The 21157-nt window shown below is 67.5% G+C and carries 16 protein-coding genes and 1 pseudogene; 14 read left to right on the top strand and 3 right to left on the bottom strand.

Features of this window, described 5'->3' with window-relative positions; all coding sequences use genetic code 11:
- Positions 1-698: 698 nt before the first annotated feature.
- Together KGQ19_RS00275 and KGQ19_RS00270 are read left to right on the top strand one after the other, a co-directional pair.
- Positions 699-7874, top strand: a complete 7176-nt coding sequence (locus KGQ19_RS00275; protein WP_212006963.1) for an RHS repeat-associated core domain-containing protein — start codon at positions 699-701, stop codon at positions 7872-7874.
- Positions 7871-8311: an Imm1 family immunity protein gene (locus KGQ19_RS00270; protein WP_212006962.1), complete on the top strand. Its 441-nt coding sequence runs from the start codon at positions 7871-7873 to the stop codon at positions 8309-8311. Before KGQ19_RS00275 ends, KGQ19_RS00270 begins: the two co-directional genes overlap by 4 nt.
- A 205-nt stretch (positions 8312-8516) precedes the next feature.
- Here the strand turns inward: KGQ19_RS00270 and KGQ19_RS53600 are convergent.
- Positions 8517-8654, bottom strand: a pseudogene (locus tag KGQ19_RS53600) (site-specific integrase); the annotation flags it as partial.
- Between the two features lie 65 nt (positions 8655-8719).
- Here KGQ19_RS53600 and KGQ19_RS00265 point away from each other — a divergent pair.
- Together KGQ19_RS00265 and KGQ19_RS00260 are read left to right on the top strand one after the other, a co-directional pair.
- Positions 8720-8902, top strand: coding sequence for a hypothetical protein (locus tag KGQ19_RS00265; protein ID WP_212006961.1), 183 nt, complete (start codon positions 8720-8722; stop codon positions 8900-8902).
- 88 nt (positions 8903-8990) lie between these two features.
- Positions 8991-10259, top strand: a complete 1269-nt coding sequence (locus tag KGQ19_RS00260; protein ID WP_212007091.1) for an MFS transporter — start codon at positions 8991-8993, stop codon at positions 10257-10259.
- Here the strand turns inward: KGQ19_RS00260 and KGQ19_RS00255 are convergent.
- Positions 10144-10815 carry an NAD(P)-dependent oxidoreductase gene (locus KGQ19_RS00255; RefSeq protein ID WP_212006960.1) on the bottom strand — a complete coding sequence of 224 codons (672 nt, stop codon included), beginning with the start codon at positions 10813-10815 and terminating at the stop codon, positions 10144-10146. The genes KGQ19_RS00260 and KGQ19_RS00255 overlap by 116 nt on opposite strands.
- Before the next feature lie 251 nt (positions 10816-11066).
- On the opposite strand from KGQ19_RS00255, the gene KGQ19_RS00250 reads away from it, so the two are divergent.
- The 9 genes from KGQ19_RS00250 (at position 11067) to KGQ19_RS00210 (ending at position 19365) form a co-directional block, all read left to right on the top strand.
- Positions 11067-11900 carry an SAM-dependent methyltransferase gene (locus KGQ19_RS00250; protein WP_212006959.1) on the top strand — a complete coding sequence of 278 codons (834 nt, stop codon included), beginning with the start codon at positions 11067-11069 and terminating at the stop codon, positions 11898-11900.
- A 173-nt stretch (positions 11901-12073) separates the two neighbouring features.
- A complete protein-coding gene (locus tag KGQ19_RS00245; protein WP_212006958.1) occupies positions 12074-12445 on the top strand; it encodes a DoxX family protein in 372 nt (123 codons plus the stop codon).
- A 126-nt stretch (positions 12446-12571) separates the two neighbouring features.
- Positions 12572-13012: a VOC family protein gene (locus tag KGQ19_RS00240; protein ID WP_230417997.1), complete on the top strand. Its 441-nt coding sequence runs from the start codon at positions 12572-12574 to the stop codon at positions 13010-13012.
- A 34-nt stretch (positions 13013-13046) separates the two neighbouring features.
- Positions 13047-13460 (top strand): YciI family protein, encoded by a 414-nt coding sequence (locus KGQ19_RS00235; protein ID WP_368862033.1) that lies wholly within the window; start codon positions 13047-13049, stop codon positions 13458-13460.
- Complete coding sequence (locus KGQ19_RS00230; RefSeq protein ID WP_212006956.1) at positions 13457-14608, top strand: RNA polymerase sigma factor; 1152 nt, start codon at positions 13457-13459, stop codon at positions 14606-14608. The genes KGQ19_RS00235 and KGQ19_RS00230 overlap by 4 nt, the downstream gene beginning before the upstream one ends.
- A gap of 97 nt (positions 14609-14705) precedes the next feature.
- Positions 14706-15398: a helix-turn-helix domain-containing protein gene (locus KGQ19_RS00225; protein WP_212006955.1), complete on the top strand. Its 693-nt coding sequence runs from the start codon at positions 14706-14708 to the stop codon at positions 15396-15398.
- 1 nt (position 15399) lies between these two features.
- Positions 15400-16668 carry an MFS transporter gene (locus KGQ19_RS00220; RefSeq protein ID WP_212006954.1) on the top strand — a complete coding sequence of 423 codons (1269 nt, stop codon included), beginning with the start codon at positions 15400-15402 and terminating at the stop codon, positions 16666-16668.
- An 85-nt stretch (positions 16669-16753) separates the two neighbouring features.
- Positions 16754-17623: a 3D domain-containing protein gene (locus KGQ19_RS00215; protein ID WP_212006953.1), complete on the top strand. Its 870-nt coding sequence runs from the start codon at positions 16754-16756 to the stop codon at positions 17621-17623.
- Positions 17624-17637: 14 nt separating this feature from the next.
- The gene (locus tag KGQ19_RS00210; RefSeq protein ID WP_212006952.1) at positions 17638-19365 is read left to right on the top strand and encodes a cellulose binding domain-containing protein; all 1728 of its coding nucleotides are present in this window, start codon (positions 17638-17640) and stop codon (positions 19363-19365) included.
- On the opposite strand, the gene KGQ19_RS00205 is transcribed toward KGQ19_RS00210, so the two are convergent.
- A complete protein-coding gene (locus KGQ19_RS00205; RefSeq protein WP_212006951.1) occupies positions 19356-19988 on the bottom strand; it encodes a TetR/AcrR family transcriptional regulator in 633 nt (210 codons plus the stop codon). The two genes, KGQ19_RS00210 and KGQ19_RS00205, sit on opposite strands and share 10 nt — an antisense overlap.
- 101 nt (positions 19989-20089) lie before the next feature.
- Here KGQ19_RS00205 and KGQ19_RS00200 point away from each other — a divergent pair, with 101 nt between their 5' ends.
- Positions 20090-20629, top strand: a complete 540-nt coding sequence (locus KGQ19_RS00200; protein ID WP_212006950.1) for a cupin domain-containing protein — start codon at positions 20090-20092, stop codon at positions 20627-20629.
- Positions 20630-21157: the final 528 nt, after the last annotated feature.

Below are 21157 nucleotides of genomic sequence, written 5' to 3'. Positions count from 1 at the left end.
ACAGATTCACGCTGCGAGATGATCTCGGTGGTCTAAACCAGTCGAAACCGACCTGTATCAGAACACTGATATGACGCTAGGTAGCCAAATGGTTGAGCTGAATCGTTATAAACGGGCGTTGAGTCAAGGTCCGTATGTGGACGATCTGTTCGAGTCTGGCTATCGTCCCTCGCGCCGCCTTGATCGCTTTAGGCGGTGCTTTGGCACGATTTGATCATCTCAGGGGGTGCCTGGTGGGGGCATGGGGTTCGTCGAACAGTTCCCGCGCTGTGCAGCGGCGGCTGCGCTATCTCGCAGCGTGTGTAGCGATCGGTTCCATGGGACTGGCTGTGGTGTCCGGCCCAGCAGCGATCGGGGCGGCCCACGGGCCGCACAACCCGAAGGTGTGGCAGCCACGGCCAGTGACGAAGATGCCGTCCATCGCTGCTGTGAGCCGCAATACGGTTCATTCTGCTGCCGCGGTTCAGCCGATGGCGGGGTACACGGTCCCACCGACGGTTTGGCCGAAGGCCGCCTCGGTCGTGGTCGATCTGTCGTCGGCATCGGCCCACCTTGATGCCGGGTCCCCGGCTGGGGGAGCCGGTCAGACAGGGTCCTTGATTCCCGTACCGGGGACGCCTGTCAGTATCGCGGCAGCCCCAGCAGGGCAGCCTGGTGCTGCGCGCTCGTCCGCCACAACTCCAGCACCGAAGGTCACAGTGGCGATCGCTGATCATTCGACGGCATCCAGTGCCGGGGCCAGCGCTGTGGCGATGACGCTGGTGCGGGCTGATGGCGCGAAGACCGGGGCACCAGCGCAGGTCGCGCTGGACTACTCCGGATTCTCCGATGCCTTCGGCGGCAACTTCGCTGATCGGCTGAAGCTGGTCGCTCTGCCGAGCTGTGCATTGACCACTCCGAAGGTGCCAGCCTGTCGCACCCAGACGCCTGTCACGTTCACCAACGACCGCGCACATCACAGGCTGGTCGCGACGGTTACCGTCCCCGCCGATGGTGCAGCCGATGCAAGCGGGCAGGCTGGCTCCAAAACCAACGCGCCGATCGTGCTGGCCGCGACGTCGGGGCCAAGTGGAGCCAACGGCGACTATTCGGCAACACCGTTGAAGGATTCGGACACCTGGTCCGGAGGCGGCAACGAGGGGTCATTCACTTACAGCTATCCGATCGCTGTACCGCCCGCACTCGGCGGCGCCACCCCCACGATCGCGTTGAGTTACGACTCTGCCAGTATCGATGGCCGCACCTCGGTGTCCAACGCGCAAGGCTCATGGGTGGGCGATGGCTGGGACTACAGCCCCGGCTACATCGAGCGTTCCTACAAGCCGTGTTCGAAGGCCGGGTTCCCAACGTCGAGCGATGAGTGTTGGGGGACCCCCAACGCCACGATCTCCTTCGGTGGCCGCAGCGGGGAACTGGTCAAGGACCAAACCACGGGCGCCTGGCGGATCGCCGGGGACGACGGATCCCGAGTGGAGCTGCTGTCGGGTGCGAGCAACGGGAACACCGGCGACGGCGGCCAGTACTGGCGGGTGACCACCACTGACGGCACCCAGTACTACTTCGGTGCCAATCGGCTGCCCTATGACGGCGGCGGGGACCCCACCTACTCGGCCTGGGGTGTGCCGGTTTTCGGCGCCGGGTCTCCGGCTGGAGCAGCTTGTGCCGACCCGACGAAGTCGGATCCGTCGGTGTGCCGGACCGGCTGGCGGTGGAACCTGGACTTCGTCGTCGACTCACACGAGAACCTGACCCGCTACACCTATGCCCGGGAAGAGAACTTCTACCTACGCGGCACTACCGCGAGCCCGACCGAATACCAGGCCGGCGGCTACCTGGCCCAGATCGACTACGGCTGGGACACCAGCAACGTCAGCTGGACGCCGCCCCCCGCAGCCGCAACTGCCAAAGGCCTGCGGCCGCATATCGCTGTCTTCCCACCAGCTGAGAACGTGGTGTTCACCCCAGCTGCACGTTGTATCTCCGATAGCGGCGAGGCCGGATATAGCTCCTTGTGCCCAACCGCAGCGGTGACCGTTGCTGACGGTATTGCTTCCACCGGAATCACTTCGGCGAATGCTGCCGCGTTCGTGGATACACCGTTCGACCAGCACTGCACTGCGGCCGGGACTGTGGACGGTACCAGCGGTGGCGCGGCCTGTACCGACTACACGCCGACATTCTTCAACACGGAGCAGTTGTCGCAGATCACCACCAACGTGCACAGCAGTAGCAGTGGCGAATATCAGCCGGTAGACGAGTACGGTCTGCCGCACCAGTTCAACGCCGTAACCGGCGGCTCCACCGATGACCGGCCGTCTATGTGGCTGGCTGGCATCACCCACACCGGGTGGGTAGTGAATCGCGACGGATACCTTGCCAAGTCCACCGATCCAGAGGTGTACACCCATGGCACCTTCATGCCCAACCGGGCGAAGGCCTCGCCCTACCTTGCTGGCACGGCTTACCAGCGACTACGTCTGGACCGGATCAGCGACACCCTCGGTTCGCTTGTCGAGGTCACCTATGGGCTGGGAAATCCGGGCGGCACGAGTTTCGACTGCGGCACCTCAGTTGCGCCGACGGTGACTGCGAACAATACCTTGTGTTATCCGGAGTACTGGACGCAGCCCAACGCCACGGCGCCGACGCTGGACTGGTTCAACAAATACATCGTGACGTCTGTCCGGACTGTGGACACGACAGGAATCTCGCCAGACCGGGTCTCCAACTACACCTTCCTTGGTACACCGGTGTGGCACACGAACGACTCCGAACAAGCTGACGCCGCCTACCGCACCTTTGACCAGTTCCGAGGCTTCTCCCAAGTACAGACCGTTACCGGTGCTGCGTCAGCAGGTGGTAACAGCAAGATCCTGACCACGTACTTCCGCGGCATGGACCAGGACGGCAACGCCTCCTACCCGTTCCAAGACTCCTCGGGGCACGTGTGGGTGAACGACAACCACGGCGACGTGTTCAAGGCGGGGGATCCCGGGCTTCGCGACGACAACGCCCTGGCCGGACAGCCAGTCGAAGTCCAGACGTTCGCTGCCGACAACTCCTCGACTGTCCTCTCCGATGTGGTGAATGTGCCAGTCGATCCCATGACCGTTGTCACAGCAGACCACCCCCGGCCGCCGGGATTGCCTGAACAACGCGCGCACTTCGACGAAGCTGCCAAAAAGGTCACGTACGACCAGGTAAGCACTGGAACCCGCCGTGCAGAGATCGACTACACCTATGACAACAGCCTGCCGAACTTCACGACCGGCACCGTCGGTGGCAACGGCCACCTGATCCTCACCGACGACAAGAACGACGGAACCCTTCAGGAACTGTGCACCACCACCAAGTACGCCACCGAGCAGAGCGACCTGGAGCACACCGCAGTCTCCTACTGGCAGAGCACGATGACCGTGCCGTCTGGCGGAACATGCACAACAGGAACCGCGCCGACCAAGGCGAACCTCGTCTCGGCACAACAAACCCTGTTCGACGGATCGACCACCCCCGGTGTAATCCTCGGTCCGGCGGATCCAACCAGCGTGCAGAAGGCAAGCAACGTCGACGCCTCCGGCAACCTGACATGGATCACCACGAGCTCGGCATTCGACAACTACGGCCGTGTCACTTCCACAACTGATCCGGACAACAACACCACCCAGACCACCTACACCCCGGACCACTACGAACTACCGACCAGTATCCAAACCACAAACCCAGCCGGCTGGGCTACCAGCCAAACCATGGAGCAAGGCCGGCAAGTAGTCGAGCAAACCACCGACGCCAATAGCAGATCCACCTACCAGTACTACGACGGAATGGGCAGGCTCACCTCCGTCTGGCTGCCCGACCATCTCACCGCCTCGAGCCCGAACAAGCGGTTCACCTACAGCCTGGTCGGTGTAGCGCCGACGGTGCTCAACGGCGGCGCCCCGCCGACGACCCCGCCGCCGAACAGTTTCGTGCAAACCGAGGCCCTGCGGGAAAACGGGTCCTACGGCGAATCGTTCTCAGAGCTCGACGGGTTCGGCGACGCGGTGCAGACCCAGTCCACCCCGGTCGACGGCTCGGCCGGTACGGTCATCAGCGATCAGCAATACGACAGCCTCGGTCGGGCGTACAAGACCTACAATCCGCACTGGGACAGTGGCCCAGCCTCCAGCGGACAGTGGCTGCAATTCGCAGAAAACACCATGCCCTCCGAGAGCGTCACGACCTTCGACGGGATGTCCAGGCCGCTGACGGTCACCCAGCAGTCAATGGGCAAGCCGATACCCGGCGCCGTCACCACCACCGCCTACCCGGGCATGGATCGCACCGACGTCACCTCCCCGGCTGGCAACGGCCTGTCCACCGCGGGCGGATCCTCCACCTTCACTGACGTCCGCGGCCGCACCACCGCGCTGTGGACCTACCACGACGCCGCAGGCAACCCGATCGCGCCAGACGGCAACTCGGCCCACGCCGATGTCACCAGCTATGGGTTCACCTACAACCCAGGCGGCAATGAGGGCACTGCCACAACGGTCACCGACGCCACCAAGAAGAACACCTGGACCACCGACGTCACCGACCTGGCCGGACACAACGTCACCACCACAGACCCGGACACCGGGACCACCACCACCGTGTCCGACCCCGCAGGGCTCCTGCTCGCGACCGCCGACGGTCGCGGCCACGCATTGGCCTACACCTACGACAACCTGAACCGTAAAACCGGCGAATACGACGCTGGCACCATCACTGACCGCACAACCTTGGCTCAGGCCCGCACCACCGCGATCGCCAACCCCAGCTCGCAGCTGGCGGCCTGGACCTTCGACAGTCTGGACAAGGGCCAGCCCGACGCGTCCATCCGCTACGTCGGCGGCGCCAACGGCAACGCCTACATCATGCAGACCACCGGGTACGACACCGACTACCGGCCCACCGGCACAAAGACTGTGATCCCGAGTGCCGAAGGCGCGCTGGCAGGCACCTATCAAACCAACATGTACTACACCCCGAACACGGGGGCGCTGGATCACCTCGATCTGCCTGCCGTCGGGGGACTGCCGGCGGACACCGTCTACAACGCCTACAACACCGACGGCCTGCTGCTGCAAGCCAACGGCACCAATGACGACGTCCTAGACACGCAATACGACCAGACCGGCAAGATCCTGTCCCGAACCGTCGGCGACTACCCGCGCCAGGTCGTGACCCAAAACCTGTACGACCAGGCCACCAACCGCATCACCAACACCTTCACCGACGCCAGCGCCGGGACGGACCCGAACAACACCGCCCAGCTCAACAAATACGGTATCGACGACGTCTCCTACACCTACGACGCCGCAGCCCGCCTGACCTCGACAACTAACCTGCAGAACGAGAACGTCACCGGCTCCTACAAGCCCGGCGTGCAAGCCCGGGACAACCAGTGCTTCACCTACGACTACGCAAGTCGTCTCACCAACGCCTGGACCGACGCCGGTGACCAGACACCGGCTGCCACCACAGACCCGACCAAGCCCACCGCTGCGGTCGGCGGCCTCGGCTCCTGCGCATCATCGACCCAGAACAACCCGCCCACCGCGGCTACTGCACAGGCAGGCCAGATCACCGGCACAGCCACCGGCCAAATGCCCAGCCCCGCCGCCTACTGGCAGGCCTGGACCTTCGACGCCACCGGCGTCGCGGGCCTTGGCAACGGCGCGCAAACCGGCAACCGCTCCACCCAGACCGACTACGATCCCGCTGGCAACACCACCAACGACACCACAGCCACCAGCAACTACCCAAGCGCCGGAACCACCAACACCGCAGGGGCAGCCACCACTGGCGGCAACGGCCCTCACCTGCTCGGCCAAGTCACCCGCACCGGGCCGACCACCGGTACCGACACCTATAACTACGACGGCTCAGGCAACACCACCAGCCGCCAACTCGCAGCGGGCCCCAACGAAACCCTCACCTGGGATGCCGAAGACCGCCTGGCCACGGTCACCGACTCCAGCGCCAACGACTCCTCTACGTACCTGTACGACGCGGACGGTAGCCAGCTCATCCGCCGCGACACGGGCGGCGCAAATGCCGGCGTCACGTTGTACCTGGACGATGCCGAGATCCACCTCACCGGCAGCGCCGTCTCCGGAAACCGCTACTACAACTATCCCAACGCCGCAACGATGACCGTCTCCAGCAGCGGCGCCATCACCTACGAAGTCACCGACAGCCAAGGCACCGGCGACACCACCATCAACGCCGCTAACGGCCAGATAGTCGCACGCCGTTACACCACGCCCTACGGAGAAGCCCGGGGCAAGGCCGCAACCACATGGCCGGACGACCACACGTTTCTCGGAAAAACCACCGACACCACAACAGGGCTCGTAGACATTGGTGCTCGCAAATACGACCCGAACACCGGACGCTTCATCTCCGCAGACCCTGTCTTCCAAGGTACTAGCCCACAAGCCATGGGGGGCTACGCCTATACGGGCAACGACCCGGTCAACGCGTCTGATCCCTCCGGCGCAGAGGGTGTATCCCGCCTCGGTGATGGCGGCACCACGCCCGTCGTTAACGGCCAACAGATGTACCAGATTTCGGCGCATGTTTGGGTTAGCGGTCAAAGCAAGTATTTCATGGATTATTACGACGCTTGGGCTAAGGCGGCAGCTGGTGACAACGGGGCCGATGAAAACGGAGATTGGGCTAAGGCCTGCGCTTCGGCCCTCAACGGCACCTGCCAACAGGACGATCTAGGAACTGCGCTTTCAAATTTCGGCGGTCCGACCAACAAAAACGTCGGCCCAGCAGCCATCAGCATTTCCGCAGGGGCTACCGGGGACAACACGATCTACACCACGGCGTCCGGCGTCACAGCGGACTATTCGGGGCTATACCGTGGTATGAGCTTCACCGGCGCTCTTGAGGCCGGTACCGCGCTCGGCGAAGGTGCTGCTGAGGTGGCGGGCTTCGGTCGCCAATTCGAGGAATCCATCGATGGTGAAGACGCCGCCAGCTGCCCAACGGGGGCGCACTCGTTCGCGGCCAACACCGATGTACTCATGGCCGATGGCGCTAGAAAGCCAATTCAAGACGTTGCGGTAGGCGACGAGATCGAAGACGCCCAACCAGGGGGTGCGGTCGAACACCATCGCGTCGACGAAATACACAAGACGCTGACCGACACGGACTTCAGCGACGTAACCGTCAGTACCCGCAATGGGCCAAAAAAGATCACGGGTACCCAGAACCACCCGTACTACGACTTGACTGCGAAGGCTTTCGTCAGCGCCGCGCAGCTCAAGCCCGGTGATCGCCTCCAAACGGATGACGCCGAGACCGTTACTGTACTGGTCGTACGTAACTACACAAGCTCGATGGTCACGTACGACCTGACGATAGACGGGCTTCACACGTACTATGTGGTCGCGGGCGCTACGCCGGTATTGGTTCACAATTCCTCCAGCTGCTTTAATTCGGCAGAAGTGGGTGCTGGACTTCCGGAATATGCAGGTGGCGCCACATCGGGCACTGGAGTTGCCGCGGACGGCACCTCTTATGATCTGGTGAGTGGAAACAAGGCTGCCGACTCCGATTTGCTGCAGATAGTCAACGATAGACTTCGTGCAGCGGGACGGCTGCCGGGGGCGGCGAATTCCGCTCGCGCCAGTGACGTCGAACAGAAGTTTGCGGCGACCATGATACGAGATGGGATCGACAACGCGAATCTTGTGATTAACAACCCGGCTGGCCCCTGTACGGTGACGCTCGGCTGTGACGATGTTCTGGGCACTATCCTCGGCGATCGGACGCTTACCGTACACTGGCCTGACGGGAACGGGGGATGGGATTCACAGGTCTATGGAGGAGCCGGATGATGCAGCACCGTGTAGAGGCGCGGTACCGACGGGATCATGGCAAGGAGCCGGTGATACTCACCACCAGCGAGGATGTCGATACTCTGATCGAGTCGCTCCTTACGGGTCCGGCGTACCACAATATGGCCCAACTGCATTCATTGGAGCGCTCGCTTCTTCCTTCCGGATACCCTGATCACGAGTTGCTGATAGGGGTAAATAGGGATCGTCCGGTAGGTGTTCTTGCGTTCATGGATGCAGATTCAGGTAATCTGGTGACTCAAGGATCATCGAATGGGCAAAGCGAGGCAGCTTACCTGATCATGGGTCAGCTGACAGAGTTCCCGGATCGCTCGGAAGTTCCGATTGAACTTGTGCGCCAAGCAGTTAAGGAGTTCGTCGATAGTGGAGGGCAACGCCCGTTGTCCGTTCAATGGCAGGTGCCGGAGGTTTGGTGAATCCGGATATCTGCGTGAGCTCGTTAGTATCACGGGATATGATTTCAGCGTCTATTTCCCAACGGATTTCTGAGCCTTCGTAATGCTACGACTATTGCTGGCATATCAATAAAGCGAAGCACCGCTGAGTATGCTTCAGTGGTGCTTCGCTTTGGGCCTTGACGGCTACTTTTGACGGCAACGTCGGTGGACGGTTGCCGTCAGGTCACTCGGTTGGCGGCGGTTTGGGTTCGGTGCCGAGCGCGTCGGACAGTCGGTTGACGGCGTCGTGCTGGATTCGGAGGCGGACATGGGCGTAGACGTCGGCGGTGACGCCGATGTGGGCGTGTCCGAGGAGTTCCTGGCGACGCCCTGCGCCGCTACGCAGCCGACGTCCCGCACCTGTCCCAGGACTGGCTGAACGTCACCATGTCCAGCGAACGCTCCCTGCGCCTGACCCCAGCGCAGCTCACCGAGCTCAAACGGGACCTCGTCGCGGTGATCGACCGCTACCGCGACCTGCCGGAAGAACCCGACGCGCGGCCGGTGTCCCTGCACATCCACGCGCTGCCGCCGCCAGAGCTGCCACCCGAACCGCGCCCAAGACAATGAACACGCGGCCAAGACGATGAACACGGCCAAGGGAATCAACACGGCCAAGGCATTGAACACGGCCAAGGCATTGAACACGGCCAAGGCAATGAACGGCAGCGTGTTGCGCTGGCTCGCGGCCTACACCTGCTCGGTCACCGCGGACTCCGTCTACTTCATCACCCTGTCCTGGGCCGCCTCGCGCGCCCTCGGCCCGGCCGCCGCAGGCCTGATCCTCGCCGCCGGAGCGGTGCCCAGAGTGCTGTTGATGCTCGGCGGCGGTGTGGTCGCCGACCGCTTCGGGCCCTGGCGCGTCCTGATCGGCAGCGACCTGGTGCGCTGCGCTCTGGTCCTGGGCGCGGCGCTCGCCGTCGCCAGCCGGGTCCACGAAGGGGCGCTGGCGGCGCTGGCCGTCGGCTTCGGCGCCGTCGACGCGCTGTTCATGCCCGCGGTCGGAGCCCTCCCGCCGGTGCTCGTCGACGCGGACCTGCTGGCGCGGGTGCAGGGGATGCGGGTGCTGGCCGTGCGCGCCGCCAACCTGGCCGGGCCGGTGCTCGCCGGAGCCGTCCTCGGCGTCGGTGGCGCGTCCGCGTCGTTCCTGGCCGCCAGCCTGCTCTTCGGCGCGTCTCTGGTGCTACTCCTGACCCTGCGGATACCTCGCACAGCCGCTCTATCCGATCACGGACAAAGCCTGTGGCAGCAGTTCGGCGAAGGACTGCGATACGTGCGGCGCCATACCGAGCTACGCCGCCTGGTCATCGTCATCGGACTGAGCGAGCTGTGCTTCAGCGGACCGATCGCCGTCGCCGTCGTCATCCTGGTCACCCAGCGGCACTGGGGCGGCGCCACCGCCGGCTGGATCCTCGGCGCGTTCAGCGTCGGCGGTGTGGCCGCCGCCGCGATCCTGGCGGCGCGCGCCGACCGCCGGTACCCGCCGCGCCCCATGATCGCCGGATCGCTGATGCTGACCGCGGTGCTGCTTCTGGCCTGGGGCACGCTCGGCCGGCCCGGCGCCATCGCGGTCGCCGCCGCTCTCGGCGCCACCACCGGTGTGACGATGGTCGTCACCAACGCCCGGCTGCAGACGGTGGCCGCCCCGCACCTGCTCGGCCGGGTCACGTCGGTGACGACGCTGTGCACGCTGGGGCTGAGCCCGCTGCTGTTCCCGCTGGTCGGCGTCGTGGCTGCGCGCTGGGGCAGCGGAGCGTTCTTCGCGCTGTGCGCGCTGGTGTGCGGGGCGGCCGCTGTAGTCGGTTCCCGCTCTACGCCTTCTGGGCGACCGGCTGGGCGACTGACTGAGCGACCGACAGCCGCTGTCGCGGATGCGCTCCGGACTCCAGTTCGTCCACGAACGCGATCGCGTAGTCCTCGGCGCTGATGTGGCCCGCGTCGGGCAGGAGATCGTCGCCCACGCCGAGCCGGAACTCGCCGGTGCGCGTGCCGGGGCCGATCTCCGGGGCGGGGGAGATGTAGGTCCAGGTCGGCAGGGCCGGGTCGGCGCGCAGCATGTCCAGGACGGCGCCGTGGGCCAGGGCCTCGGGCTTGTAGGTGTCCGGGAAGTCCGGCAGGTCGACCAGGCGGGTGCCCGGGGCCACCAGCAGCGTGCCGGCGCCGCCGACGATCACCGTGCGGGGTGCGCCGCCGTCGCGGACGCCGGACAGGAAGTCCGTGTAGAGCCGCACGAGGGGCCCGCGCGGGTCGGTGCCGTCACGCGGTCCCACCAGGGCGGCGGCCACCACGTCGGCGTTCTTGACCAGCTCGGCCACCCGGGCCGGGTCGCCGGCGTCGCCGACGGCCGGGGCGACGCGCGCGCTCTGGCCGTCCGGCTGTGCTCCCGACCGCGACACCGCGGTCACGTTGTGCCCCCGGGCCGCCGCCTCCGCGGCGATCCGCGAACCGATCATGCCGGTCGCGCCGAACAAGACGATGTCCACCGGACTCCTCCTCAACCTCGCGGGATACCTCAGCTCGAACGCACTCTACTCGAACATGCGTTCCATTGAACGTCCCATGCCTCACCCATTGGACATCGCCCCTGCTCGCACTGCCACCGCGGGCCGCGGGACGACGATGAGGCCGCGGTATCAGGACCCGATGACCATCGGATAATCTTGCGCACCACAGGCACCCGCCACCCCACCGCCACCGATCTGGGAGGGCCACACCGCATGACCGAGGCAACCGCATGACCGAGGAACTGGGCCCGTCCACCGGACCGCTGCTGCCGGACTGGCTGCCCCCCGAGATCGACCAGACCAAGGCCCACCCCGCCCGGATGTATGACTACATGCTCGGCGGCAAGAACCACTTCGAGGTTGACCGCGAGGCCGCCGAGGTGGCCATGCGCGGGAACCCCGCCGCCCGCGCCATGGTGCTGGAGAACCGCGCCTTCCTCGGCCGCACCGTCCGCCACCTCGCCGAGGCCGGGATCACCCAGTACCTGGACATCGGCACCGGCCTGCCCGGTGCGGGCAACACCGGCGAGGTGGCGCGCGCCATCCAGCCCGAGGCCCGGGTCGCCTACGTCGACTACGACCCGATCGTCGCCGTCCACTCCCGCGCCCTGCTCGCCGGCGATGAGCAGCACACCACGGTGGTGCTCGCTGACGTCCGCGAACCGAAGTCGATCCTGGAGCACCCGCAGGTCCGCGAGCTGCTGGACTTCGAGCAGCCGGTGGCGGTCCTGATGGTCGCGCTGCTGCACTTCGTCGCCGAGGACGAGGACGCCGCCGGCATCGCCGCCGCGTTCCGCGACGTCCTGGTCCCCGGCAGCGCCCTGGTCATCTCGCACGGTACCGACGGCGGCCAGCCCGAGGTCTCCGCGGCCGCCCGCAAGGGCTGGGACAACGCGAAGTCGCGGATCACCGTGCGCGAGCACGAGGAGATCGCCGCGTTGTTCGGTGATTTCGAGCTCGTCGAGCCCGGCCTGGTGCAGCTGCCGCTGTGGCGGCCGGACGGGGCGGTGCGCGAGGACTGGGAGACGATCTGGCTCGATGGCGGGGTCGGGTTCAAGCGCTGAGGCCCAAGCACTGAGCCTCAAGCACTCAGCCTCAAGCACTCAGCCTCAAGCACTCAGCCTCAAGCGCTCAGCCTCAAGCACTCAGCCTCAAGCGCTGAGGCTCAAGACGCCGCCGGGGCGCTGCTGATCCCCGGCGGTGTCACGATCCGCCGGGCCATCTCGTCCCGGGGAACGTGAACATCTTCCTGTGGATCCTGCAGGCGGCGCTGGCCGCCCTGTTCGCCCTGTCCGGCCTCGGTAAGGCCTTCCAGCCCAAGGACAAGGTGATCGTCAAAGCCCCGGCACTTGCCGACTACTCGCCGCCGATGATCCGTTTCATCGGCGGCGCGGAACTGGCCGGCGCGCTCGGACTGATCCTGCCGGCCGCGCTGGGCGTCGCGACCCCGCTGACCCCGACCGCCGCGCTCGGGCTCGGGGTCATGATGCTGCTCGGCGCGCGCGTGCACCTGCGGCGCGGCGAGACGCAGGGCGTGGCGGTCACGCTCGTGCTGTCCGTGCTGGCCGCGGTGCTGTGCTGGGGACGTTTCGGTCCATACAGCTGGTGATCGCGCGAGATGTCTCGGCGGTTCTTGGATAGTGGTTCCTGCCCGGTGTCGAGAACGCCGGGCCGGCTCCGTCCCAGGGGCACGAGCGGCCGCACAGGGCCGCGTGAGACACCGAGGAGAGCTGTCATGGGCAGGATCCGGCGCATGGACCACGTGAGCATCAACGTCGAGGACATGGACGCCGCGAAGGAGTTCTTCTTCGCGCTCGGGATGGAGCCGGTCGGCGAGGCGAAGGTCGGCGGGGAGATGGTGGGCCGGATCATCGGGCTGGCCGAGCCCATGTCCGACGTGGTCTTCGTCCGCACCCCCGACGGCCACAGCCAGATCGAACTGGTCAAGCACCTGGCCTGCCCGGACGAGCTGGGCCCGCACGCCCCGGCGTCGAACCGGCTCGGCCTGATCCACATCTGCTTCGAGGTCGAGGGGCTTCAGGACCTGCTGGCCGACCTGCGGGCCAAGGGCTACGACACGGTCGGGACGGTCGAGAGCTTCCAGGGCTACCTCATGTGCTTCCTGCGCGGCCCCGAAGGGATCATCGTCGAGCTCGACGAGAACACACAGTCATGAACACACAGCCATACACACAGTCATAAGGAGAAGCATCATGAAGTACCTGATCCTCAAGCACTACCAGGGCGGCCCGACCCCGGCCGTGGACTACCCGCCGATGGACCAGTGGACCCCCGAAGAAATCGACGCGCACATGCAGTTCATGCGCGACTTCGGCGCCCGGCTGGAGGAGACCGGCGAGTTTGTCGACGTGCAGGGCCTGTCCCCGGCCGGCGCCTTCATCCGCTACGGCGGCCAGGGCCGGCTCCCGATCACCGACGGCCCGTTCGCCGAGACCAAGGACGTGATCGCCGGCTGGTACATCATCGACGTCGACTCCTGGGACCGCGCCGTCGAGCTCGCCGGCGAGCTGTCGGCGGCGCCCGGCCCCGGCGGGGAGCCGCTGTATGAGTGGCTGGAGGTCCGGCCCTTCATGGGTGCCGAGGCCCCCAAGACCGCCGAGTGAACGACGACGCGCAGCTGCGGGAACTGGTCCCGGCGGTGATCGGCGTCCTCGTCCGGCGAGGAGCGGACTTCTCCTCGGCCGAGGACGCCGTCCAGGAGGCGCTGATCCGCGCGCTCCAGGTCTGGCCCGAGGACCCGCCGCGGGACCCGAAGGGCTGGCTGGTCACCGCCGCCTGGCACAAGTTCGTCGACGCCGCCCGCTCCGAGACCGCCCGCCAGCGGCGCGAGCTGGTCATCGACGCCGAACCGCCGGCCGGAGCCGTCCCGGCCGCCGATGACACCCTGCGGCTGTACTTCCTGTGTGCGCACCCGACCCTGCCCTCAGCCGCAGCCGTCGCACTGACCCTGCGCGCCGTCGGCGGACTCACCACCCGGCAGATCGCGCAGGCCTGCCTGGTCCCGGAGGCGACGATGGCGCAGCGCATCGTGCGCGCCAAACGCCGCATCGAAGGACTGCCGCTGGACCAGCCCGGCGACCTGGCCACCGTCCTGCGGGTGCTGTATCTGGTCTTCAACGAGGGCTACGGCGGCGACGTAGACCTGGCCGCCGAAGCGATCCGCCTGACCCGCCAACTCATCGCCCTCACCGACAACGACCCCGAAGTCGCCGGCCTGCTGGCCCTCATGCTGCTGCACCACGCCCGCCGCGACTCCCGCACCGGCCCCGGCGGCCAGCTCATCGCGCTGGCCGAACAGGACCGCGCACGCTGGGACACCGCCCTGATCACCGAAGGCGTGGCGATCCTGCAAACCGCCCTGGCCCGCGACCGGCTGGGGGAGTACCAGGCCCAGGCGGCCATCGCCGCACTGCACGCCGACGCATCCCAGGCCACTGAGACCGACTGGGTGCAGATCGTGGAGTGGTACGACGAACTACTGGCCCTCACCGACAGCCCGGTGGTGCGCCTCAACCGCGCGGTCGCCGTGGGCGAGGCCGACGGGGCACAGGCGGGCCTGAAGGCGCTCGCCGAGGTCGCCCCCGACGTCCCGCGCCACGCGGCGGTGGCCGCCTACCTCCACGAACGCGCCGGCGACCTGTCTCAGGCTGCTGACCTGTATGCGGAGGCCTCACACGCGGCCACCAACGTGCCGGAGCGGGACTACCTCGCGCGGCAGGCCGCACGGGTGCGGCAAGGGGTGCGGCGCTAGGACGACGGGTCGTTCGCTGCCGATCGAGCCTGCCGCGCGGCACTTCGATTCCAGGCACTTACTTGACATCTCGCGGCGCTGCTTCAAGAATCCAGGCATGTCCCTGGAATCAGAGCCCGCACAACCTCCGCACCGTGGCCGGCTCCTCAACGACCCGGTCGTCATCCGGGCCCTGGCCCACCCGCTGCGCCTGGACCTGCTCGCCGCCCTGGGCCGGCGCGGGCAGGCGACCACGGCCGAGGTCGCCCGAGAACTCGGCCTCGTCCACGGCGTGGCCTCGCACCACCTGCGGCTGCTGGCCAAGTACGGCTTCATCGAACAGATCCCGGGCAAGGACAAGCGCGAGCGCCCCTGGCGGCCGGTCGAAGACGGCTACCAGTGGCCTGACGCGCAGCCCACGCCGGAGGCGACCGCCGCGACCGAGGTGCTGGAGCAGGTGATCGCCGAGCGGGTGATCGAGGGGTTCACGCGCTGGCGGCGCAGCCGGCACACCTGGCCCGGGGAATGGCTCGACGGCTCCGGCGTCGCGACCGCGACCGTCTACCTGACCGCCGACGAACTGTCGGCCATCACCGCCGAGTTCGAGGCGATGGTCCGCCGCCACACCGACGCCCGGCCCATCGGCGACGCCGCGTCCCGGCCCGACGGCTCGGTGCCGGTGGACCTCGCCTACTTCGCGGTGCCCACCCCGGCCCCGGCGGCCGCCCCGGCGCGTGCGTCTTCATCAGAGTCAGAGTCAGAGTCAGAATCAGGAGCAGAGCCAGAATCAGCGTCAGGATCAGAGGCCTGAGGTGCGGACCACATGGCGCGTCCTGGCCGCACACCGCGATCTGCGGCTGGCCCTGTCCGCCGGCCTCATATCGATGTCCGGCGACTGGATCCTGCTGATCGGGCTGCTGTATCAGGTCTATGCGATGACCGGCTCGACCGTCGCCTCCGGGTTCACCATGCTGTCGGCCGGAGTGCCCCAGGTGCTCCTCGGCCCGGTCGCCGGGACGCTGGCCGACCGCTGGGACCGCAAGAAGACCATGGTCTACGCCGACCTGCTCCTGGCCGCCGGGCTGCTGCCGCTGCTGGCCGTGCACGGTCGCGGGGACGTGTGGATCGTCTATCTGGTCCTGGTGTGGGAGGGCGCGGTCCAGCAGTTCTTCTCACCGGCGCAGCGGGCGATGATCCCCAGGCTCGTGCCCGACGACCGGTTGCCGACCGCCAACGCGATCAGCGGGCAGGTCGGGGACGTGGCGCGGCTGGCCGGGTCGGCCCTCGGCGGGGTCCTCGCGGCCCTCGGCGGTCTGGCCGCCGTCACCATCGCCGACGCGGCCAGCTTCCTGGTCTCCGCGGCACTGCTGGCCGGGCTCCGGACCAGCGGCCGCGTGGCCCGCGAAGCGGCCTCGCGCACGCGGTTGGCGACCGTGGCCACGGACCTGCGGGCCGGGCTGGCGCTCGTCGGGAAGAGCCGGACCCTGCGGGCCCTGATGCTCTTCGGCCTGGTGACCAGCATGGGCGAAGGGGTCTTCGCCACCCTGGTCACGCCGTTCGTCGAACACACCCTGCACGGCACCAGCCGACAGTTCGGCCTGTTCGCCGCGGCCCAAGCCGTGGGCGGTATCACAGGGGGCATATTCGCCGCCTCCATCAGCCATCGAATATCCGCTTCGCGCCTCCTGGGCTACGGTGCCGTGGCCTTCGGCGCCGTGGATCTGGCGATCTTCCTGTATCCCGTCGTCTATGTGGCGCTGTGGCCCGCCGTCGTCGGCATGATCGTCGTGGGCCTGCCCTCGGCCCTGGCCGCCGCGGGCATGATGACGCTGCTCCAGCGTGGCGTCCAAGACGCGTTCCGCGGACGCGTGTTCGGCGCGCTCGGCGCCGTCCAAGGCCTCGCCGTGCTGATCGGCACCGTGGCCGCGGGCTACCTCAGCAGCCGCCTGGGCACCATCCCGGTCCTGGCCGCCCAAGGCGCCGTCTGGCTGCTGGCCGGACTCGCGGTCGTGGTCCGGGTTCGCCGCGCGGACCGGCGCCGCTTCCCTTGCCCGACCCTTGTGGCCTCCGAAGGGTCCTGACTCCCTTGACAGCCCTGTGGTCTAGTCCAATTATGACCCCTGCGGCTCCGGAGCCACCCGCCATCCGACGTCACTGGAGCACACCATGAGCTCGTTCCCCATCAGGCGACGAATACCCGAGCACGCCCCGAACCGCCGGCCGGGACGCCGGATCCGGGCGCTGCTCGGCGCCCTGGCCCTGGCCGTCACCGCGCTCGGCGCGGCCGGGGTCGCCGGCGCGCAGCCGGCCCGCGCCGACGGCACCTCCGGGCTGCCGACCTGTCCGTTCTGGACGAACGTCACGCCGCCGACGCGCACCGACACGCCCTGGGTGCCGCCGTTGCAGACCGCGCAGCCCGTCAACTTCGCCGCCAACCGGCTGCCCGCGCCCGGCGGGGTCACCGGGACCCTGACCGGCAACCAGGTCACCATCACCTTCAACCGCGTGCCCGGCGCGCAGGCCTACCGGGTGTGGCGCAACGGGCAGTCCGTGGCCTGGGTCACCGACTGGGGCCAGCCCGCGCTCACCGCGGTCGACACCGCGCCGTGTCAGAACGCTTACTACTCTTTCGAGGCGATGAGCGACCAGAGCGGTTCGGACGCCTCGCTGGGCCAGATGTCCGCCCCCTACGTGCTGAACACCGACGGCGCCGTGGTGCCCTGGCAGACCCCGGTCGGCAGCACCATCACCATGATGGTCACCTCCTACAACGACGGCGGCAGCACCGCCTCCGGCTACAACGCCCAACTCGGCGTGTGCGCGGTCGACCCGCGGGTGATCCCGTGGGGCACCTACTTCACCGTCCCGGGCTACGGCACCTGCTACGCCGCCGACATCGGCACCTGGATCCAGAACGACACCGTCGACGTCTGGCTCCCCGGCACCCAGGCGAACGGCTGGGGCGTGCAGCACCGCAGCGTCACCATCATCGCCAACCCGTTCAGCGGATCGACCGCAGCAGCACCGGCGCGGTAGGAGGAGGAGAACTGATGCGCATATCGTCGCGACGACGGCCGTTGCCGGTCGCTGCCCTCGCCGCCGGTGCCCTGGTGGCGGCCGGTCTGGCGCTGGCCACGCCGACCGCCTCGGCCACCCCCGCGGCCACGGCCGCCCCCGGCGCCACGTCGGCCGCCGCCGAAACCGCCGCGGCCCACAGCACCGCCCCGGCCGCCGGCAAAGCCGCCGCCACCCCGCTCCCGACCGCGGTCTACTCCAAGATCTCCGACTGGGGCAGCGGCTTCCAAGGCCAGTACGTCATCACCAACCCGATGACCGTCCCGCTGAACACCTGGTCGCTCCAGTTCGCCCTGCCCGCCACCGAGAGCGTCACCAGCATGTGGGGCGGCACCGAGACCGTCAGCGGCACCACCCACACCGTCGCCGCGCAGTCCTTCGACACCACGATCGCGGCCGGGGCCTCGGTCACCATCGGCTTCGACGCCAGCTACTCCGGCACCTACGCCGACCCCTCCGCCTGCCAGCTCAACTCAGACCCCTGTGACGGCAGTGCGGACCAGAAGCCCCCCACCGCGCCGTCCGCGCTGACGGTCCTGAGCACCACCTCCAGCGCCGCGTCCCTGTCCTGGACCGGCTCCACCGACAACGTCACGGTCGCCGGCTACAACGTGTATTCGGGCTCGACGATCGTCGCCACCTCCCCGGGCACCGCGGCGACCGTCACGAACCTGTCGCCCTCCACGTCGTACTCGTTCACCGTCCGCGCCTACGACGAGGCCGGGAACCTGTCGGCACCCAGCGCGGCGGTCAGCGCCACCACACTGGCGAACACCGGCGGCGGGCACCTGCCCGGCGTCGCGGCGCCGTTCGTCGACATCGGCGCCTGGCCCACCCCGGACCTGACGCAGATCGCCGAGACCACGGGCCTGCGCCAGTTCTCCCTCGGCTTCATCGTCAACGGCACCGCCACCTGCAGCCCCAGCTGGTTCAACGCCTACGCCATGTCCGCCGGCTTCGAACAGTCCGACATCGCCAGCCTGCGCGCCATCGGCGGCGACGTGAAGCCGTCCTTCGGCGGTGAGGCCGGCACCGAACTCGCGCAGTCCTGCACCGACGTGCCGTCCCTGACCGCCGCCTACCAGTCGGCGATCACCGCCTACAACCTCACCCAGATCGACTTCGACATCGAGGGCTCCGCGGTCGCCGACCCGGCCTCCATCGACCGCCGCTCCCAGGCCATCGCCGCCCTCCAGCAGAGCGCCGCAGCCGCCGGCAAACCGCTGACCGTCACCTTGACCCTGCCGATCCTGCCCTCCGGCCTCACCTCCGACGGCCTCTACGTGGTGCAGTCGGCGGTCAAGTACGGCGCCAAGATCGCCCTGGTGAACGGCATGGCCATGGACTTCGGCGACATCGAGGCCCCCAACCCCAGCGGCCAGATGGGCAAATACGCCATCGACACCGCACAGTCCCTCTACAACCAGCTGACGCCGCTGTACCCGGCGCTCACCCCGGCGCAGGTCTGGAACATGATCGGCGTCACCCCGATGATCGGCCAGAACGACGACTCCTCGGAGGTGTTCTACCAGAGCGACATGCAGCAACTGCTCACCTTCGCCGAACAGCAGCACCTCGGCGAGCTGGCGTTCTGGGACGTCACCCGCGACGGCAACGCCTGCACCGGTTCGCTGTCGAAGTGCACCGACATCACGCAGACGCCGTATGAGTTCTCGAAGATGATCGCGCCTTATCAGGGTTGACAGACCCTCCCCGGCCCCAGATCAGTGATCTGATCTGGGGCCGCTTCGGTCTTCGCGCCATCACCCTCACCCCGCGGCACGGCGCCGTCCCGCACGAGCGACATCAGCCGATGCACATCCCCGGGCCGCGCCGCCCCGGCGATGGCGTTGACGACGGTCAGCAGGTCGGTCACCGACACATCGGCGCGCGCGGCACCGGCGGCGACCGCCCTGTCCAACAACGCGCGGCCGGTTTCCTCTAAAACCTCAACGGACTTCGCCTGGTACTCCGGACTCGCCGCGCCGTCCCGGATCAACCGCGCGAGCGCGTCCTGCGCCGCACAGTGGATCGCGATCCATTCCAGCCACGTCCACAGCCCTTGCGAGGGCGGCACCGAGGCCAGGATCTCGCGGCCGTCCCTGCACAGCTGATCCACGACGCCGATGAAGACCGCGTCCAGGAGCGCCTGCCGGCTGGTGAAGTGCCGGTGCAGGGTCGCCGAGCCCACCTTGGCCGCCCGCGCGATCTCCTCCAGCGAGGCATCCGCGCCGTCCCTGCGGAACAGCGCCGCGGCAGCCGCGATGATCGCCGCCCGATTTCGGGCGGCGTCCGCGCGCAGGGGAATCAGAGGTTCGTGTGTCATGGTTCTATCGCATCTGTCGGCCATTAGTGTCCTAGGATAACTGGGGGACCACCCCACTTCACGTCCACACCGGCAGGTGCCGACAAACGAGGGAGTGCTCGATGACTCTGGCGCACGTGACACGCGCGGGGCAGGAGCAGCAGATCGCCTGGATCGCCGGCAGCGTCCACCGCATCGTGCTCGACGCGAACGCCACCGACGGCCGCCTCACAGCCTTCCGCTCAACCATGCGCGCCGGCGTCGCCTCCCCGGTCCACGTCCACGAGCGGGAGGACGAGACCGTCTTCCTCCTGTCCGGCACCGGCACCTTCTGGTCCGGTGAGAACCGCTGGGAACTGTCCTCAGGCGACACCGCCTTCCTGCCCCGCGGCCTCCCGCACAGCTACGTCTTCACCTCCGAGGAGGCCGAACTCCTCACCATCTGCAACCCCTCGGGCATGGAGGACTTCTTCCGCGCAGCCGGCTGGGACCTGTCGCAGCCGAAGCCGGAGGACTGGGCCGTCGACATCAAGAGCCTGGCAAAGATCGGCGAGGGCCTGGGCCAGACCGTCCTGGGACCCCCGCTGGCCCCCGACGCCCAGATGCCCGCGGAGTACCTGACGCCGGCGAGCCGCCCCGAGCGCGGTACCTCGCTGTACTAGCGCCGCATCAGGCAGCGTTTGCCCGGGAGTTTTCGCGACGTGGATCGCGATGTGCCGGTCGGCGGGCTGGATTCGTTGGCGGTGGAGTTTGCTGGGGCTGGAGTTTGCTGGGGCTGGAGTTTGTGGGCCGGGTTGCGGTTGGGCTGTGGGTTTTAAATGCCTTTTACGGCCTTCGGTCATAGTTGTGCCGGTTCGGGGTTCGGGGTGGTGGGTGTGTTTGTCGGCTGCCGGTTCACGCGTTCACGACCCCGCCCCACCTCAGGCCTCTTCAACTCCAGCAAGTCAGAACAAGAGCACAGTCAAAATCAACAGCAAGATCAAAAGCTGTGATGAAGGGCCGGGCCTCCGGCGGGCCTCGGCAACCTCAGGGAAACTAGCGCGGTTCCCTCGGGTGGCCGATCTAGTCTCAGCGGCTGCGGTCCCTGAGGTGGTGCGGTCCGTTCCCCTCGGTCGCGTCGTCAGCCCGGGGGGTACAGCACCGGTGTCCGGGGGTAAAGTCCGCGCGCTGCGGTGGTGCAGGTGGGCGGC

The sequence above is a fragment of the Catenulispora pinistramenti genome (assembly GCF_018274385.1).
Lineage (GTDB): Bacteria > Actinomycetota > Actinomycetes > Streptomycetales > Catenulisporaceae > Catenulispora > Catenulispora pinistramenti.
This window is presented reverse-complemented; position numbering and strand designations above follow the sequence as displayed.

Coding starts and splice junctions, on each gene's coding strand:
- KGQ19_RS00225 (WP_212006955.1), top strand. CDS start 14,706: ATGTCCCTGGAATCAGAGCCCGCACAACCTCCGCACCGTGGCCGGCTC.
- KGQ19_RS00210 (WP_212006952.1), top strand. CDS start 17,638: ATGCGCATATCGTCGCGACGACGGCCGTTGCCGGTCGCTGCCCTCGCC.
- KGQ19_RS00240 (WP_230417997.1), top strand. CDS start 12,572: ATGGGCAGGATCCGGCGCATGGACCACGTGAGCATCAACGTCGAGGAC.
- KGQ19_RS00200 (WP_212006950.1), top strand. CDS start 20,090: ATGACTCTGGCGCACGTGACACGCGCGGGGCAGGAGCAGCAGATCGCC.
- KGQ19_RS00265 (WP_212006961.1), top strand. CDS start 8,720: ATGTCCAGCGAACGCTCCCTGCGCCTGACCCCAGCGCAGCTCACCGAG.
- KGQ19_RS00205 (WP_212006951.1), bottom strand. CDS start 19,988: ATGACACACGAACCTCTGATTCCCCTGCGCGCGGACGCCGCCCGAAAT.
- KGQ19_RS00215 (WP_212006953.1), top strand. CDS start 16,754: ATGAGCTCGTTCCCCATCAGGCGACGAATACCCGAGCACGCCCCGAAC.
- KGQ19_RS00250 (WP_212006959.1), top strand. CDS start 11,067: ATGACCGAGGAACTGGGCCCGTCCACCGGACCGCTGCTGCCGGACTGG.
- KGQ19_RS00260 (WP_212007091.1), top strand. CDS start 8,991: ATGAACGGCAGCGTGTTGCGCTGGCTCGCGGCCTACACCTGCTCGGTC.
- KGQ19_RS00270 (WP_212006962.1), top strand. CDS start 7,871: ATGATGCAGCACCGTGTAGAGGCGCGGTACCGACGGGATCATGGCAAG.